Here is a 17713-nt window from a genome sequence, read left to right as displayed (position 1 = left end):
AAGTTTTATGAAACACGTTTCATAAAACTTCCTCCAAACAGCCTAACAATGAGTTTTTGATAGGATTCTACCAACTATTTTTCAGTATTATGCCTTAAAACAATATTCTTAATTATCGGCAAATCTTAACTTTTTAGTATTTTTACGGCTCAATAAAAAAATATGAATATTTCTATATTAGGAACCGGTTTTATGGGCAGAAAACATAAAGCTATTTTGGAGCAGATTTCTAACGTTCGTATTAATGCGGAAATAGACTCACATTCAGAACCTAATTCTGATATTCATTTTCAGTCTCTGGAGTATTTTCTGGAAGAAAAATTAGAGACAGATCTGGTTGTGGTTGCCACACCGAATTATCTTCATTTCCAGCACACTAAAATCCTTTTGGAAAATGGATACAATGTACTCATTGAAAAGCCCTTTGTATTTAATCTTGAACAAGCCTATGTTCTTCGAGAAACTGCGCTTCAGAATGACTGCCGTGTTTTTCTGGTTATGCAGAACAGGTTTTCGTCTGTAACTTTATTTCTAAGCGAACTTGTAGAATCTAAAAAACTAGGGAAGATCTATAATATTCAGCTCAATGCATTTTGGAACAGAGGTGAACAATATTACATTAAAGACTCCTGGAAGGGAAAAAAGAATATGGACGGAGGCATTTTATATACCCAGTTTTCGCATCTTCTGGATCTTTTATGCTGTGTTTTCAAAGACGATTTTGCTGTTCTTTTCAGAGATTTAACCTCTTTTAGAAACTTTAATATCTCAGAAATTGAAGATACTGCCCTACTCGTTCTTCAGGGTAAAACAGGAACAAAAGTCTCCGTTAATTTCACCACTTCTGTTTTTGAAAAAAATCAGGAGACTTCACTTAATATTATTGCAGAGAAAGGCACTCTTAAAATATCAGGACAGTATTTCAATGAAATTACGTTCCAGCATATCGCCGACTGTCCCGAGAAATTTGAGATTCCATCTACTTCCAATGAAGAAAACCTTAAAGAAATGTATCTGGAGATCTTCAAATCTTTGCGAGGAGAAAAAAACAATGCTATTCTACTGAAAGACGGTCTAGGTCTGGTTGATCTTCTGGAAAAAATTTATTCCTAAAGCCCCACCACAAATCCGATATTCGGAACTAATCCACTTGAGAAAATACTGGAATTTTCTTTCCATAAAACATTATACATCAAGCCAAGCTGTAAATAAGAATTATTCCCGATTCTCTGCATATATCCGCCGCCAAGATAAAGAGCGTCTTCATCAGCATTCGCTTTAAAATCATAGAACTTATCTTTATAATTGATGAAATAATGCTGATAATTGGCACTTACGAAAAACGTTCTTGCAATATAATAATTCAGAAAAGGACCAATTCCGAACATTGTAGAACTGTAAGCATTTGATTTCTGCCAGGAAACACTTCCCAAAACTCCGCCTTCAAGATCGTCAGTAAGTCGGTAACCCACTCTTGGAGCCGCTGAAAGATTAAAGTAATTGTTACTTCCGAAGCCAAACCCGATTCCGCCTCCAAAAGTCCAGCGATTATTATTTTCAGGAGAAGCATTTACAGCAACCTGAGAAAATAGCAAGCCTGAACATGAAACACATAAAGAAATAATCAGTTTTTTCATATTTAAATTGTTTTTATCGATGTCTAAAATTATCACTTTTTTACGAATCTTTTTAATTGTATTTTTGCAGCGTCAAACCAAGAACTCCCGTTAAGAGTTTCGTAAAATTGAAATAACATGAAAGTAGTAGTAGGATTATCCGGAGGAGTGGATTCCAGTGTTACAGCGTATCTGCTGCAACAGCAAGGTCATGAAGTAGTGGCTTTGTTTATGAGAAACTGGAACGATGCTTCGGTAACGCTGGAAGATGAATGTCCGTGGATCGAGGACAGCAATGATGCCTTAATGGTGGCTCAAAAACTTGGAATTCCGTTTCAGGTGATCGATATGAGCGATCTGTACAAGGAAAGAATCGTAGATTATATGTTCGACGAATATCAGAAAGGAAGAACTCCGAATCCTGATGTTCTCTGCAACAGAGAAGTAAAATTCGATGTTTTTATGAAGACGGCAATGTCTCTGGGCGCAGATAAAGTCGCAACCGGACATTACGCAAGAGTAGATTCAACGCTCGATGAAAACGGAAAAGAAATTTTCCATCTTCTTGCCGGAAAAGATAACAATAAAGACCAGTCCTACTTCTTATGTCAGCTAAGTCAGGATCAGCTTTCTAAAGCATTATTTCCGATTGGAGAGCTTACAAAACCTCAGGTTAGAGAAATTGCCAAAGAAATTGGTTTGGTAACAGCAGATAAAAAAGATTCTCAGGGATTGTGTTTTATCGGAAAAGTAAGTTTACCGCAATTCTTACAGCAGCAATTAGTTCCAAAAGAAGGCGAAATCGTAGAAATTTTCAAAGATTCTCCCCTTTTTGCTGAAGAAACGCCTGAATTTTCGTCAAAACAGGAAGAATTGGAATACCTCAGCCGAAAAATCAACTATAAAAAAACAGATGGTAAAGTTATCGGAAAACATCAGGGAGCTCAGTTTTTCACGATCGGACAAAGTAAAGGACTTGGAATCGGCGGACATAAAGAAAGCTGTTTTATCATCTCCAGAGACATGGAAAATAATATTCTTTTCGTGGGAGAAGGACATCAGTTTCCGGGACTGCTTAAAAAAGCCTTAAAAATTGATAATTCTGAACTGCATTGGGTTCGTGAAGATCTGAGACTGAAAAACGGAGAATCGATGGAAGTAATGGCAAGATTCAGATACAGACAGCCATTGCAGAAAGCAACTTTATATCAGTTTGAAGAAGGATTCTATGTGGAATTTGAAGAACCGCAGTCTGCCATTGCAGAAGGACAGTTTGCATCGTGGTACATCGGCGAAGAGCTGATCGGAAGCGGAGTTATTTCCTAAAATAAATCTTATCTAAATAATAATCCCGAAGCGTTTTAGTTTCGGGTTTTTTGTTTGAAAAAACATCAATTTCTATTTTATTTTATGGTTTACATAGAACAAATTAAGAAACACAGACACAATAATTTCCAATATTAAAATCATCATTAAATAACCGATTGGTTTTCCTAAGAAAATTCCTCTGGCTAATTTTACCACTCCCAATAGAAATATAGAAATCAGGAAGTAAAAAGTTGTTCTCGAAATGGTTTCTCCAAAAAATTTCAGCGCAAAAACAGAGGCATAAAATCCAAGGACGAGAATGAAATAGAATTTGAGAAAATAGTGTCCTTTCAAAGAAATCGGATCTAAAGTATGGTTGATTGTAATAAGCCAGATCAGACTTATGAGCACCGGAATTGTGTGGATAAGGATTTTTTTCACGTGTCTTGTATTTCGGTTAATCTCCTCCACCTCCGCAACCACCGCATCCGCTTCCACAACTGCTTTCGCAGGAACTGCTGCAACCGGAACCTCCGTCACCATGAGAACTGTCGCTTCCGCTGGAGTAAAAAAAGCCGCCGTCACTTCCGTTATCTCTATTGTCTTTATTGGATTCGTGATGTGTACTGAATGCTTTTATAATCATTACGATCAGCACAAAGACGAAAATAAGAGTCAAGAATATTCCCCAACCTCCACTATCGTTTTCTGTACAGGAATAAATCACCAAAGCACTGCTTAACAGAAGAAAAATTTTAAAAAGAGGCGATCTTTTTTTATTTTTTAAAGGAATTTGAGCCGGTTTCCAGATATCTTTCGGCGGTTCCTGCTCAAATATTTTCTCATAATTATCTAAAGTTTCCGCAAACCACTTTTTGTGTTTTTCATTTTCGCTTTCTCCACCTTTTGAAGGTTGATGATGCAGTTTCTGCTGCAAAATTTCCGGACAGAATTCTTCCCAGTAGTTTTGCGTGTAAATGAGATGCATATGCCATACTTTGTCTATAATTTCGCTTGGCGAAGCACCATTTGGAAGTTTACAGCAGAGGTAGACGAATTTTTTGTATTCATCAATTGCTTTTCGGGTAAATGTTTCTGTCCAGTTTTCTTCTTTTGCCAGTTTCTTTGAGAAGGGAAAATCGGCAGCAGATTCATCTAATGAGAATTCCTGAAGCCTGTTCCAGAGAGGATCGTTTTGTAATACCATTTTTGTTTCCATTGTTTTAACTTTTAATTTCTACTCAAATATCGTTGGATGTTGAGATATAAAAGTCTTGCAACAGTCTCATTTAGTTTTAAAATTATCTTATATTAGTCTTATAAATTGAAAGATGAAAAAAGAAGATATACTACACATAGAAAAACTGATGAATTTTCTGGCGTTGCATTTCCTGAAGAAACATCACTGGGAAGATGTATCCAAAACCGAATGGTCTTATATTGTTTCAGAACTTAACGACCTGATTATACAGGAAAACTCAGAGAACAACAGTAAAAAAAGCTCGGATCTTTTAGGTTCAAATTACCTTTATGAGCATTTGATTATCAATAAATTAAAGAAATATCACCAGAATGAAAATGCGATGTTGAGCAAGCCAAATCTTGCCAAACTCAGCACGATCGTAAAAGTCTTAGGATATTCCAGTTATATCGATTTCATCAATTCCAATACAGAATCATTCAATTTTAATGATCTGAGGATTGATATGAATAATGTAAAGCCAAACACCGCTTTGCTGGACCGTCTTGTCGGCTGTTGGTATTCCTACAACAGAAATCTTCCGGAAAATCCATTACAGGCAAAAGAAGACCGAATCTGGCGTTCTGCAACGGAAATCTACAAATCTGAAACTTCCGGAGAATATTTCGTTGAAAGAAGCGGCGGCGACCGTCATAAATATTTTGGAAAAATAACAGCCTATTCCGATTATGTCTTTATCATCATGAACAGCAATACGTTCATCCGGCAGCGTCATTTTATCTCAAGAATAAAAGACATCAAGGAAAAGCTGAAAAATCCAGAGTATAAGCTCCATGAGTTGCATTTTATAAGTACGTGTATCAGTTTTAATCAGGAACCGATTGCCCTTTTCGAAATTTTCCAGAAAGCAGACCGGAAAACCTTTATTTCAGACTCCATCAGTTTTCCGATCGACAGCGATGAAATTCCGAAATCGATTATCAAACAGCTTGAAGACACGGAATCTAACCGTATCGATTACAGATAGTTGATCATAGTTGATGGTTTTGGGTTCAGAGTTTTTTGTTTTGGGTTTTAACTTACCAACCAGTCTTTAAAATCTTTTACGCGGTCGCGGCTTACGGTAATTTCTTCCTGTGGCTGAAATTCCAGTTCAACCTTGTAATTAGGTGAAGTGTGGATGTTTTTAATAAAATCTGAACTGATGATAAACTGCCGGTTTACCCGGAAGAATTTCTTTTCATCCAGCACCTCTTCCAGTTCGTCCAGTGTGAAATCCGAAGGATACGTTCTTTCCTGAGTCTGTAAATAAACAATTTTATTTTCGCTGAAAAAACAGCTTACTTCGTGGGTCTGTACAATTTTCAGGTTGTACCCGATCTTTACTAAAATTCTGGAAAGCGTGCTTTTCTCCTTTTTAATTAACTGCTTAATTTCGTGTGAATTGACAGAATTATCTGAAGGAATAAATGATTTGAATTTTTCGATCGCTCCGGCAAGATCTTCATCTAAAATCGGCTTCAGAAGATAATCGATGCTGTTCAGCTTGAACGCTTTTAAGGTATATTGATCAAAAGCTGTCGTGTAAATGATAAACCCTTTTGTCGGAACTTTCTCGAAGATATCGAAAGACAGACCGTCTCCCAGAACAATGTCTGAAAAGATGAGCTGCGGATGTTCATTTTCCGAAAACCACTGTACTCCTTCTTCTACCGATTCTATTTTTGCAACGATCTCTATTTCAGGAAATTCGTTAAGCATTCTTTCCAGTTTTCTTGAAGCGGGTTTTTCATCTTCGATAATAACAGTTTTGATCATTGAGTTCCTGTTTTAGTTTTTATAATTTCGAAATAAAAGTAATCAAAAATTGCCAATATTAAAACTTCAGCGGTTCTTTTGATTTTTTCATTTCTTTTTCCATCACTTCTCTTTCCCATTCAGAATCCAGAAGGAAGAGTTTTACGGCTTTTACGGTTAAAATAATTCCCCAGATAGAAAGAATGATCGATCCGTCCCACAATGAAAAATCGAAGATTCCTTTTTCTAAAATATCGTCTCCAAAAATAATTACTGCCACGATCCCAAACCATAAAAGGCTTTTGTAGAATTTTTTAAGCTCGTGTACTCTTTCCTGTGCCTGATTGTAATTCATAATAATCTGTTTTTAAAGTTAAAATTAAATGCTATTTATAAAGATTTTGTGTTTTTTCTTTCCTCGTCCATCAGTTGTTTGATCTTTCTTTCTTCCCAGTCTCTTCCGATCCCGAAAGTACCCGCTGCGTGCGCTGCAAGACCTAATCCCCATCCTAACATCGGCCAGAAGAACCAAAGATACTGTGGCGATGTTAAAAGATTCAGCACAGCTAAAAATGAAATCACAAGGCAATACGAAGTAAGGTTTCCGTAGAATCCTTTCAGTTCTTTTACTCTTCTTGAAGCTTTTTCGTATGCTAATTCTTCTTTGTTGGTGTAAGTTTCCATATTTTTTATTTTTAAAGATTAATTGTTTGTTTTTGTTGAGACAAATGTAGGTCGGAAAACAGCCTCAAATCAATTTTAAATGACCGAACCGTAGAATATGCATCCTGAATTGTAAAAATCCCGACTCAACGGAGAATCGGGATTTTTTGATTTTGATGTTTTTCTTTGTTTATTGAGAAAACTGCGAAAGTATAATGCGTGTTTTTAATTTAAAAAGATCTGATCTAAAATACGATTATCAATAGAAATGGGCTTTAAGCCAAAATTTGTAATCAATTTCTTATATCGAATGATTTGTTAATTTAATTAGATTTCTCCTTCGTCGAAATGACAATGTGAGGATTTTCAATGCAGGTTTTGTTGATTAAAAATCTGTGAATTAATTATTTAATAAACAAAAGGAATAAGCTTTTTTGTTTTTCTCCGGTATTCAAGATATTCTTCTCCGAACTGTTCAATCAGAGCCTTCTCTTCGACATTAATTCTGTAGCTGAATGCGATGAAAGGAATCAGGAAAGCCCAAGCCAATGAGGGCCAGTTGTTTAAATACAATCCCAAACCCAACGAAGTAAGCAATGAAAAAGCGTAAGACGGATGTCTGAGATATTTGTAAAATCCTTCTTTCTTAATTTTATGATCTTCTTTAATCGTAACGTCAACCGTAAAATATTTTCCCAAAGAACGAATGATGATGAACCTTAAAATAATTCCGATCCATATCAGAACGGCTCCTGAATAATAGATCCAGACCTCATCAGAAATGGGAAACCGTATAACGTAAGAAACCGTAACGGCACTTACAATTGAAAGCGGAATGGCAATCCATAACAGATTTAGAGTAGATTTATCCTTTTTATTGTCTTTTTCACCGGATTTCAGGATGTTTTTGTAGAGAAATTCGCTTAAAAACCACGCCACCATAGAAATGGCGAAAAGAATCTGTAAAGTTTTCATATCAAACGGTATTTGGAAGTGATGAACAATTTATCTGCCGTTTTTTTCCTTTTCCATCAGTTCTTTAATTTTTCTTTCTTCCCATTTATTTCCAAGCATAAACCCCGGAATAAACGTTCTCATTGCCGAAATGGCAACTCCGATTCCCCAGAAAAAAGGAAGTGCAAAAAATTTTAACTGAAAAATAGATTCATCGGGTTTTAATTCGGTGTAATTCAGATATAAAATGAAAATATTAACCGCAATATAAATGAAGACGGAGAAGTAAAATCTTTTGATTCTTTTTACCTGTCTTTCCGCTTCTTTGTATCTGAAATCATCTTTGCTTATCGGTTCCATGATGCTTATTTTAATGTTCTGTTTTGTTTTTCTAAAATTTCCCTGATCTTTCTTTCTTCCCAGCTTTTACCAATAGCGAAAACACTCATTCCGTGAGCAACAAGCCCGATTCCCCAACCTAACATCGGCCAGTAAAACCACAAACGATCCGGACTGGTGATGAGATTTAAAATGATTAAAAAAGGAATGATGATGCAGTAAGAAATGAGATTTCCGTAGAAGCTTTTTATTTCTTTTACCCGTTTGTGCGCGCGTTCGTAAGATTCATTTTTAGTTTCGGCTATTTCACTTACAACATCCGGTTTAGAGGAAAGTACCGGAAGTTTTACTTTAAAATAATCTTCAGACTTTTCTATAAAAACATTTCTTTTGGTGAGTAAAGAATAGCGCTGTACAATATTTGCAAGACCGATTCCGGAGCTTTCTTTGATCTGCTCTCTCACCTGCAGATTATTTTCGATGCACAACGTATCATTTTCAGAGAAAATTTTAATGATGAGAGGTTTGGAAGAAGTGGCAAAATTATGCTTGATGCAGTTCTCCAAAAGAAGCTGTAAAGACAGCGGAACGACAAATCTTCGGTAATCTTCTTTTTTTACTTCAAAATCAAAATCTACGCTGTCCTCGAATCGTGTTTTCAGCAATTCGCAATAGGTTTTGGCAAATTCCAGCTCATCTTCCACAGTAACCATTTCTTTGTCTTTCTGCTCCAGAACGTATCTGTAAATCTTTGACATTGAGGCAGTAAACTTCTGCGCCTGTTTCGGGTTTTCATCAATTAACGAGCTTAAAACATTCAGAGAATTGAATAAAAAATGTGGATCTAACTGGTTTTTAAGACTTTCAAACTGTGCATTGGCAGATTTGGCAATTAACTTCTGTTCAACCACTTCTTTTTTGGACGTTTTCCGAAGTTCTTCCATGAAACCTTTGGCATGAAGAAAAGCCGAAATAAGCAGGGCAATATTAATCATGAACCAATTGGAAACATTGTATTTGCTGGAAAAAAACTGTTCGGCGGTTGTAGCCTTCTGAATCACCACGAAATTCATGTAATTACAGAAATACACCAAAATGGTATTGGCGATGAGAATGGAAATGATGCTTATGATCGCTCTTGTTCTTGTGGTTTCAGACCAGGGGAATTTCCTGTTGAGAAAATCGTTGATCATGCCGTTTCCCAGTCCCAAAACGAATGAATACATGGTGGAAACCAAAAGGGTAATGGCAAAATTTTCCAGTGTTTTTTCATCATTAAAAACGAAAAAGAAGAAAAATGCTGTTGCCAACGATATCCAGAGTAATATGATGATGCTTTTGTATTTCATTGTGAGTTTTCTTGGTTCAAAATTAGGCTTTAATAAAAGTATTAAAAATAATTTTTCGCCGAACCGTCATTTTTTGTGACTGAAGGGCACAAAAAAACCTTCCGCGAAGAAGGTTTTTTTAAACTTTAAGGCACAAAAGACAATGTTAAAGTGAATTTCTATAATAATCAAAGCGCTCAAAAGAATAAAAATCAAAGATTTTTAAAAACTGTTGTGTTCTTTTATTCCTGAGGTTATTAACTTTTTAAAATGCATCAAAATCTTTTGTGGCTTTTGTCGTTAAATAAAAGTTTAAACAGACTTTTCACATTATTTTGCAGCTCCGCTTACAAAATATTCAGCTTCTGCTTTTCCCCAGTTGGGAGCGATTTTAGATTTTGGAACGTAGGTTTTAAACTTCGTTAAAGCATCTTTAAACTGTTCCATCCCTTTTGTTTTGCTTCCTCCAAACTGCTCCGGAGTGAAGTAAGTGTCTTCCGCTTTTATCAGGGCAATTCTTGGATTTTCGGGATCAAGATTTTCCGCTTTTTTCAATTCTTCAATGGCTTTCATTCCGTCTGTCATGTATCTTTCGGTAGGATTTTCCATCATTTTAAGGGAATACGACATTTTTCTCAGCAGGTGAATTTCTGCATTGTCTTTTCCGGCAATGTTTTCCGCCTGATCCAGATATTTTTCTGCAATATTTGCCTGTGTTGAAAGCTCAGACATTTTACCTTCTCTCATTAACATTCTTCCCTTTTGAATGTATGAAAACGCGGCATAATATGCAGGAAGCCATTCTTTGGTTTCTTTTTTCCCGATTCTGTCGAAGTCATTCGCCAGAGTCTGGAATTCGTCAAGAGATTTACAGTTTTCAATTTTGGCAATTTTATCAGACATTATTTTTTCATAATCTGTCTGGGCAAAAGCGGTTAAACTCATCAGACTTAAAGCAAAGGTTAACAGGTATTTTTTCATGTTTTCTAATTTTTTTAAATTAATTTTTGTTTTGAATAAAGATATATTTTTAATTGAATTGAAATAACTTTTACAGATTATTATTGATGGCATCCTGCGTTTTGTCGACTCCGAAGCTGATGAATGCACCTACAAAAACAAAGGTATTTACAGGCGGAACAACCGCTGAACTCCTTGATCCGTCCATTGAGAAATTGTAACCGTATACATTTTTCGATCCTAAAATATTGGATACACTCAATACGAGAACGGTAAATGTTTTTGAGTCTTTCTTTCCTAAATTGGGAAGATAATTTACACTGAAATTTAAGGCGTTGTAATCTTTCAGACTGCCTTCGTGTCTAACGAAATATTTCTGTTCACCATTCACATCCTGTGTTGCGATGTCGTAATAAGGACGGCCTTTTGCATAGGTGTAGGAAATATTGAAGCCTGTTTTCCATTCCGGAACAAATCTTTTGGCTACTGCGGAAAGGGTGTGTTCGGAAGCAAAATTCGGTTTTAAACTCATCGGATAATTCATAAAATCTCTTTTTGAATCTAAAAATGAATAGCTGATCCAGTAATCGATATTGTCGAATGTTTTTTTATCTCTCCAGAATAATTCCAGTCCTTTTGCATAACCAAAACCGCTGTTGTTATCCGCTGTCTGAACAAATTGATTCTGTCCGTCGATGTACTGTAAGTTTTTTACCTTCAGAAGATCATCATATTTTTTGTAAAAAGCTTCAAATCTCAGGCTTCTTCCTTCCGTTGTTCTCTGCACCTGAAAAATATAATGCTGTGACTTCTGAAAGTCTAAATTTGCAGGACCGTTGATGTATCTGCTTTCGGGATTCTGATAAAAAAGTCCGTAAGCGAAAGAGCTAGTCCAGTCTTTGGCAAGACGATATGCTAAAGCCAGTCTAGGTGCAATATTGTTTTTCCCAAGATAGGAAGAATGCTCTGCTCTTACTCCTATTTTTGCTGATAACTGATTGCTGAACCCTAAATCTGTTTCTGCAAACGCTGAAGAGATCAGGTCTTTGTAGTTTTTCGTTACAAAATCGTTAAAGTTTAATTTTTCGCTGGTACTATTCAGTTCAAAACCTCCTCTTAATGCGCTGATTTTATTTATTTTTCTTTCTAAAACTGTCTTGAAATTGATGTAATTTCCGTCATTCAGAAGTTTTGTGCTTCCGGTTTGGGTTTCATCTTTTTGGGTTGAAAAATCAAGGTCTGATTGATTATAGGAATAAGATGCTCCTGCATTCAGCAAATATTTTCCGAATTTCTGCTTGAAAGAGAGATTATGATAGGTATTTTTTCCTTTCAGTTTCACGAGAGACAGGTCATAATCTTCCGGTTCCAGACTTGGAGTCTGCACTGCCATTCTGTTGGAATCATATTTTCCGTAATATTTGAAAAATCCGCCCGATTTTGTTTTAAATCTGAAATTAAGATCGCTGTTTACGCTTTGTGGAGCTTCAGAAAAATTGGTATTAAAATTGAAAATTTCCTGCATTAGCTTTAAGTTTGAATATCCAAGACTAGCTCCGTAAGAATAGTTTTTATTATCGCCCAATCTCTGAAATCCTGCGTTTAAAAAGATCGGAGAAACACCGAAATCGTAAGAACTCTGATCCGGAAGATCTACACTTTCCAGCATCAGTGCCCCCGAAAGAGCCTGACCGTACAATGCAGAATATCCGCCGCTTGAGAAAACATTGCCTTTGAAAAGAGAGGTATTGAAACGGTCTCTTCCTGCAATTCCCGGAACTGAATTGGAGAAATAATTATTGATTAAACTTCCATCCATGAAAATTCTGGATTCTGTTCCTGTTCCTCCACGGATAAAAAGACCTTCTGTTTCGCCTACTTTCTGAACTCCCGGAAGATACGTTAATGCCGATGTAATCTGTCCGTCCGCTCCGGCTGTTGTGTAGATATCAATCGGAGTAAGTAAAGCTGTTGCTCTTTTTTTGTCGCTTGCTTCAATGGAACCTGCCGAAACGACTACCGCATCAATTTCATTAATTTGCTCTTTCAGTTCTGCATTTACAGAAACTTCCTGATTTTCAATAACAATCGGTTTTTCAACATCAATATATTTCGGATGGGTAAAAACTAAAACACGGCTGCCTTTTTCTGTGGTTTCAAAAGAGAAGTTTCCGTTGGAATCGGTTGTGGCTCCGTCGTAAGTATTTTTCAGGGTAACATTTACTTCTCCTACTCCTCTATTTTTGTACGTAACTCTTCCCGAAATTTTGGTTTGAGCAAAACTTAGTGCAAATGATAAAAAAGTGGTAAGAAATAATAATTTTGTTTTCATAGCTGTTTTATTTCGATTCAAAAGTATGACGAATTTTCGCTGTTTTTAAATTTTTTTTGCTGAGTGGTAGTTTTTGGAATCTGAGTGGTAGTTTTTGTTTTTTTGTTGCAGAAAATTTACTTTGGAAAATAAACTGACCACCCCGTCAAAAATTCTTTGAATTTTCGCCACCCCTCCAAAGGAGAGGAATTTTACCACTAATTGTATTATTAAACTGCGCTGAATTTAATTGATGGGAATGCAGAAATCGACGAGCATTTTTCCTTCCGGATGTTCTTTGTAATTGGTGTGGTAGATTTCGAAAGGAAAAGCTTTTCTTACAGAATAATGGTTTTCATTCATCCAAAGAAAAAGGGAAACCCAGCATTGTTCAAAGTCATTTAAGGTGACTTCTCCGCTTCCGACAATGAATTTTCCGGCTTCAAGGATTTCTGGGAAAATCTGGTTTTCCTGTTGTTGTAATTTTTCCTCCAAGAGCAGACAAGCATGAATTTGTACTTTATCTGGCGGAGTAACTTTAAAGCTATCGTGATAAACGGAAATCATTTTTAGATTCTCTCGGGGAAATAGCTTTTTCTCGGTTGCCCAATCTATTAAGGTGTTGTAAGAGGATTCAACATTCGCAATTCCAAGGCTCATCACTGCTGCGAGATTCATCTCCGGAAGTTCGGTAATTTTAATTTTTAAATTCATTGATGTCCATTTTAACAGGTTTTCTATATTGCAAATGTATTGTTGAAAAACTGCATCCATTTGTCCGTTCTTGCTTTGTTTTAATTGAATTTTATGAAATTTTTCGGGAGCCGATTTTCTGAATTCTAAGGGAGATTTTCCGTAATGCTTTTTAAATGATTTGTTAAACGCAGAATGGTTGGAGAAACCTAATTCAAGATAAATATTTTTTATACTTATGTTCTTTTTTACGGCTAAATAAAAGGCGCTTTTTTCAATTCTTTTGCGGATGATATAGCTTTGGAGGGTTTCATTGGTCATCAGTCTGAAAATCCTGTGAAAATGAAAGGGAGAATACGCTGCAACTTCCGCAACTTTTTCTAAAGAAAGTTCGGTATCGAGATTGTTATCAATGTACTGAATAGCTTTCACCATTCTTTTTCTGTATTCTTCCAATTTAAAAGCATTTCCTGCAAAGGTATCGACATCGGATGAAATTGGTTTGTCTTTTATTGCTATTTATGAAAAAAGATAGGAATCATAATGCGCTTTGAAAAATGTTGTCTAACTTTATCCGACAATCACTTTAAATCATTTAAAAATGAAAGGTACAACATTAGCATTATTGGCAGGATGTGCGTTTTTTGCGGTTTCATGCGGAACAACAAATACGTATCAGATCCTTTCCAAAAGCAACACACAAACGGGCGGAACGGCAAAGTTTACCCAAAAAGGAGATGAAGTTGTTATGAAACTGGATGTTACGAATCTTACTCCGGGAATTCATGCGGTACATATCCACGAAAAGGGAGACTGTTCTGCAGCAGACGGAACTTCAACGGGAGGACACTGGAATCCATCGAAAAACGATCATGGAAAATGGGGTGCTGAACATTTCCACATGGGAGATATCGGAAATCTTGTGGCCAATCAGGATGGTGTGGCAACGCTGACTTTTAAAACGAATAAATGGTGTCTCGGATGTTCTGATGAGTCTAAAAATATCATCGGAAAAGGAATGATTATTCACGCCGCAGCCGACGATTTTCATACGCAGCCAACCGGAAATGCAGGAGGAAGAGTGGGTTGTGTGGAGATTAAGTAGTTTTTCGCTTCTATCAATAAAAAATACCGCTACTTTTTGTTAGCGGTATTTTTATATTTTGATCTGAATATTAAGATTTTACACTCATGTCTGTAATGATATTCATTGCTTCCTGAAGGTAAAGATCTTTTTTAAGATTTTTGATCCAGATTTCAGATTTTTTCTTGAAGGCTTCATCTTTTTTCTCTCTTTCAATTTCATTCTGATACAAAGTAAACTGAAGGCCGTTTTCAAATTTCGTCAGAGACTTGAACTTCTCGATCTGTGCTTTTCTCTGCTTCATCAATTCATTGAATTTATTGATATTCAAAGTAATGGTCTCTTCTTTATCCAGCTGTTCTCTCCACTGAGCGGATTCTAACAGCAACTGATATTTTGCATTTTTAGCCATTCTGTCGTTGCTTGCTTTTTCCAACGCCTGAATGTTGAAATAATTAAGCTTCTGGAAGCTTGTGGAAGGAATTTTATCCCAAGCCAGAGCATAATCATCATATCTTTCTCCTACTTCTGCATACGAGAAAAGATCTTTCATTTTAATATCTGAAACAATTCCTTTTCTCTGGGTAGATTCTCCTGTAATTCTGTAGAATTTCTGGATGGTAAGTTTTAAAGATCCGAAATCGTCTTCTGTATTTAAGAATCTGTTTAGATCCACAAAAGTCTGCACTGTTCCTTTTCCGAATGATTGAGGCGAACCGATAATCATTGCTCTGCCGTAATCCTGCATCACACCTGCTAAAATTTCTGAGGCTGAAGCGGAAAGTTCGTTCTGCATAATCACCAATGGTCCTGTCCAGATCGGAGTTTCATTTTTATTTTTTAAGGTCTGAATTTTCCCGTTTCCGTCTTTTACCTGAACATAAGGTCCTGCCTGCATGAAAAGTCCCATGATGTCTCCCACTTCCGTTAAAGAACCTCCTCCGTTGTTTCTAAGATCCAGAACAATTCCTTCTATTCCCTGAGCTTTAAGCTTGATGATTTCGTTTTTAATATCATCAGAAGCATTTCTTCCGTTCGGATTTTCAAAATCTGCGTTGAAGCTTGGTAAATTGATGAATCCGTATTTTTTACCATTCGGAGAGTTTACAATAATACTTCTCGCGAAAGTATCTTCAATGGCAACTTCTTCACGAATCATGGTAACCTCTTTTATTGTTCCGTCTTTTTTCTGAACGGTTAAAGTAACCGGAGTTCCTTTTTCTCCTCTGATGAGTCTTACCGCTTCATCAGAAAGCATTCCCACAACATTTACGGCATCTTCTTTCGGTTTAGATTTTACTTTTAAAATTTTATCTCCTTCGGAAAGCTGTTTTGATTTCCACGCCGGAGCGCCGATCGTTAAAGCACCCAAATAAAGATTTCCTTTTTTCTCCTGAATAATGGCTCCGATTCCGATTACTTTTCCGGTGAAATTGGTATCGAAATCTTCTTTATCCTTTGGAGAATAGTAGTTGGTGTGCGGATCGAAAACTTCCGTATAGGCATTCATATACACTGTAAACCAATCCATTTTCTTTCTCTTTTTGAATCTCGTAAAGGTTTCTTTTACAAGATCTTTCACCTCATCGGTTGCTTTTTTAAGCTTCTGATCCGGCGCAAGAGGCTGATATTTTATGGTATCTTTCAGATTATATTTCTGTACAGAATCTTTTTTCTCTTTCTGAGCTTCTTCTTTGCTGTTAATCGATTCAATTTCCTGAAGGATATTGTATTTGATGAATTTTTTCCACTCATTATACTGCTCCTGCTTGTTTGCCGGAACTTTTTTCATTTTCGGTTCTAAAATAAGCGTTTCATCTTCTTCCAGATTAATCGGTTTACTGAAAATATCCTGTGTAATTTTATCGATCTCGTCTACTCTCTGGTATAATCTGTCGATGGTAAGTTTGTAGAAAGTAAGATCTCCCTGATTGATGTAATCATCCAGTTTCGTTTCGTGCTTGCCAAACTCATCCATATCGGACTGAATGAAATATCTTTTTCCCGGATCTACCATTTCAAAATAATGCTTATAAACATCTTTAGAATAGGCATCGTTAATGGGTTTTGGGCTGTAATGCAAATAAGAAAGTGTATTTTTTACGCTCACCATTATCGTCTGCATCTTTTCGTCATCATTCTTTGGCGAGTTGAAACAAAACATTAGACTTGTTAATGGAATTAGGAGTAAAAATTTATTTAGCTTAAAATTTTTCCACATAAATCTGTAATGTATTTTATTAATTTTAAAAAAGTATTTTAATGAGTAGTAATTTTTTATTTTCCGTTACAAACTATCAAATTTAATACCTTATTTCTAAATATCTGTCACTTTTAAGAAATTTTATTAAAATCCGTTTTCCGTTACATTTTTACTGTTAAGATTGTACTTTAAAAAAAGATAATTAAACGTTTTTAAAATTTAGTTTTCGGAAAAATGAATAAAAAAGCATAAACAATTCATACAATAATTAAACGCAAAGTTTTTCCAAAGAAACTCTTTACACTATATTTGTTACAATTAAAAAATTTATATGGAAAGACCACTTATTCTGGTTACAAATGATGACGGAATTACAGCACCGGGAATCAGAAATCTTATCAGTTTTATGAACGAAATCGGAGAAGTAGTTGTTGTAGCGCCCAACTCTCCACAAAGTGGTAAAGGTCATGCGATTACCATAAATTCTACTTTAAGTTACGAAGAAGTACATCTCGACGGTCCGCAAAAGGATTTTTCGTGCAGCGGAACTCCTGTTGACTGTGTAAAGATGGCTCTTGATAAAATTCTTCCGAGAAGACCGGATATTGTGGTTTCAGGAATTAATCACGGAGCAAATTCTTCCATCAATGTTATTTATTCGGGAACGATGTCTGCTGCTGTTGAAGCGGGTGTAGAAAGTCTTCCTGCCATCGGATTTTCTTTGCTGGATTTCAGTTGGGAAGCAGATTTTACACAGGCGAAAGAATATATTCAGAATATTGTAAGAAAAACTCTGGAAAACCCAATGCCGAAAGGAATTGTTTTAAATGTGAATATTCCGAAGCTTCCGAAAGAGGAAATAAAAGGCGTAAAAGTTTGCAAACAGGCTAAAGCAAAATGGGAAGAAAGCTTTGATGAAAGAGTAAATCCTCACGGGAAAAAATATTACTGGCTTACAGGCTATTTCAACAATATGGACGAATCTGAAGATGCTGATGAAACCGCTTTGGCAAACGGATATATTTCTATTGTTCCGGTGAAATTCGATCTTACAGCTTATGAGTATATGAATACGCTGAATGAAGTGATGAAGTTTGATTAAAATAAATATTCTTTTGTCTTGAAATCGAAGATTCGACGTCGTCAAACAAAAGAATCAGGCATAATACTGAAAAATAGTTGGTAGAATCCTATCAAAAACTCATTGTTAGGCTGTTTGGAGGAAGTTTTATGAAACGTGTTTCATAAAACTTTTT

General features: G+C 35.9%; 18 protein-coding genes. 5 read left to right on the top strand and 13 right to left on the bottom strand.

What is annotated here, in order from left to right; translation table 11 throughout:
• Positions 1 to 162 precede the first annotated feature (162 nt).
• Positions 163 to 1113, top strand: a complete 951-nt coding sequence (locus DD829_RS04915; protein WP_108410097.1) for a Gfo/Idh/MocA family protein — start codon at positions 163 to 165, stop codon at positions 1111 to 1113.
• Here DD829_RS04915 and DD829_RS04910 read toward each other — a convergent pair.
• Positions 1110 to 1637: a hypothetical protein gene (locus DD829_RS04910; protein WP_108410098.1), complete on the bottom strand. Its 528-nt coding sequence runs from the start codon at positions 1635 to 1637 to the stop codon at positions 1110 to 1112. The two genes, DD829_RS04915 and DD829_RS04910, sit on opposite strands and share 4 nt — an antisense overlap.
• Before the next feature lie 117 nt (positions 1638 to 1754).
• Here DD829_RS04910 and mnmA point away from each other — a divergent pair, with 117 nt between their 5' ends.
• Positions 1755 to 2942, top strand: a complete 1188-nt coding sequence (gene mnmA, locus DD829_RS04905) for a tRNA 2-thiouridine(34) synthase MnmA (protein WP_108410099.1) — start codon at positions 1755 to 1757, stop codon at positions 2940 to 2942.
• Between the two features lie 72 nt (positions 2943 to 3014).
• Here mnmA and DD829_RS04900 read toward each other — a convergent pair whose 3' ends face one another.
• Complete coding sequence (locus DD829_RS04900; protein ID WP_228408129.1) at positions 3015 to 3467, bottom strand: hypothetical protein; 453 nt, start codon at positions 3465 to 3467, stop codon at positions 3015 to 3017.
• Complete coding sequence (locus DD829_RS04895) at positions 3382 to 4143, bottom strand: glycine-rich domain-containing protein (RefSeq protein WP_108410100.1); 762 nt, start codon at positions 4141 to 4143, stop codon at positions 3382 to 3384. The genes DD829_RS04900 and DD829_RS04895 overlap by 86 nt, the downstream gene beginning before the upstream one ends.
• A 112-nt stretch (positions 4144 to 4255) precedes the next feature.
• Here DD829_RS04895 and DD829_RS04890 point away from each other — a divergent pair, with 112 nt between their 5' ends.
• A complete protein-coding gene (locus DD829_RS04890; protein WP_108410101.1) occupies positions 4256 to 5152 on the top strand; it encodes a hypothetical protein in 897 nt (298 codons plus the stop codon).
• A 47-nt stretch (positions 5153 to 5199) separates the two neighbouring features.
• Here DD829_RS04890 and DD829_RS04885 read toward each other — a convergent pair whose 3' ends face one another.
• From DD829_RS04885 to DD829_RS04845, 9 genes are all read right to left on the bottom strand, one after another.
• Entirely contained in the window at positions 5200 to 5943 is a 744-nt protein-coding gene (locus DD829_RS04885) for a LytR/AlgR family response regulator transcription factor (RefSeq protein ID WP_108410102.1), read from the bottom strand.
• Positions 5944 to 6001: 58 nt separating this feature from the next.
• Entirely contained in the window at positions 6002 to 6277 is a 276-nt protein-coding gene (locus DD829_RS04880) for a 2TM domain-containing protein (protein WP_108410103.1), read from the bottom strand.
• Between the two features lie 35 nt (positions 6278 to 6312).
• Positions 6313 to 6606 carry a 2TM domain-containing protein gene (locus tag DD829_RS04875; protein ID WP_076391027.1) on the bottom strand — a complete coding sequence of 98 codons (294 nt, stop codon included), beginning with the start codon at positions 6604 to 6606 and terminating at the stop codon, positions 6313 to 6315.
• 387 nt (positions 6607 to 6993) lie between these two features.
• Entirely contained in the window at positions 6994 to 7560 is a 567-nt protein-coding gene (locus tag DD829_RS04870; protein WP_108410104.1) for a methyltransferase family protein, read from the bottom strand.
• A 30-nt stretch (positions 7561 to 7590) separates the two neighbouring features.
• Positions 7591 to 7899 carry a 2TM domain-containing protein gene (locus DD829_RS04865; protein ID WP_108410105.1) on the bottom strand — a complete coding sequence of 103 codons (309 nt, stop codon included), beginning with the start codon at positions 7897 to 7899 and terminating at the stop codon, positions 7591 to 7593.
• Between the two features lie 5 nt (positions 7900 to 7904).
• Entirely contained in the window at positions 7905 to 9227 is a 1323-nt protein-coding gene (locus DD829_RS04860) for a 2TM domain-containing protein (protein WP_108410106.1), read from the bottom strand.
• Positions 9228 to 9536: 309 nt separating this feature from the next.
• Positions 9537 to 10187: a hypothetical protein gene (locus DD829_RS04855; protein WP_087706720.1), complete on the bottom strand. Its 651-nt coding sequence runs from the start codon at positions 10185 to 10187 to the stop codon at positions 9537 to 9539.
• A 70-nt stretch (positions 10188 to 10257) separates the two neighbouring features.
• A complete protein-coding gene (locus tag DD829_RS04850; RefSeq protein WP_108410107.1) occupies positions 10258 to 12498 on the bottom strand; it encodes a TonB-dependent receptor in 2241 nt (746 codons plus the stop codon).
• Positions 12499 to 12723: 225 nt separating this feature from the next.
• Positions 12724 to 13626 carry a GyrI-like domain-containing protein gene (locus DD829_RS04845; protein ID WP_108410108.1) on the bottom strand — a complete coding sequence of 301 codons (903 nt, stop codon included), beginning with the start codon at positions 13624 to 13626 and terminating at the stop codon, positions 12724 to 12726.
• Positions 13627 to 13771: 145 nt separating this feature from the next.
• Here DD829_RS04845 and DD829_RS04840 point away from each other — a divergent pair, with 145 nt between their 5' ends.
• Positions 13772 to 14275 (top strand): superoxide dismutase family protein, encoded by a 504-nt coding sequence (locus tag DD829_RS04840; protein ID WP_108410109.1) that lies wholly within the window; start codon positions 13772 to 13774, stop codon positions 14273 to 14275.
• 70 nt (positions 14276 to 14345) lie between these two features.
• Here DD829_RS04840 and DD829_RS04835 read toward each other — a convergent pair whose 3' ends face one another.
• Positions 14346 to 16475, bottom strand: a complete 2130-nt coding sequence (locus DD829_RS04835) for a carboxy terminal-processing peptidase (RefSeq protein WP_108410110.1) — start codon at positions 16473 to 16475, stop codon at positions 14346 to 14348.
• A gap of 313 nt (positions 16476 to 16788) precedes the next feature.
• Between DD829_RS04835 and surE the strand changes: the two genes are divergently transcribed.
• Positions 16789 to 17559, top strand: a complete 771-nt coding sequence (surE, locus tag DD829_RS04830) for a 5'/3'-nucleotidase SurE (RefSeq protein WP_108408748.1) — start codon at positions 16789 to 16791, stop codon at positions 17557 to 17559.
• Positions 17560 to 17713 lie beyond the last annotated feature (154 nt).

Source organism: Chryseobacterium sp. HMWF035 (genome assembly GCF_003094695.1).
In the GTDB taxonomy this organism is placed as follows: domain Bacteria; phylum Bacteroidota; class Bacteroidia; order Flavobacteriales; family Weeksellaceae; genus Chryseobacterium; species Chryseobacterium gambrini.
This window is presented reverse-complemented; position numbering and strand designations above follow the sequence as displayed.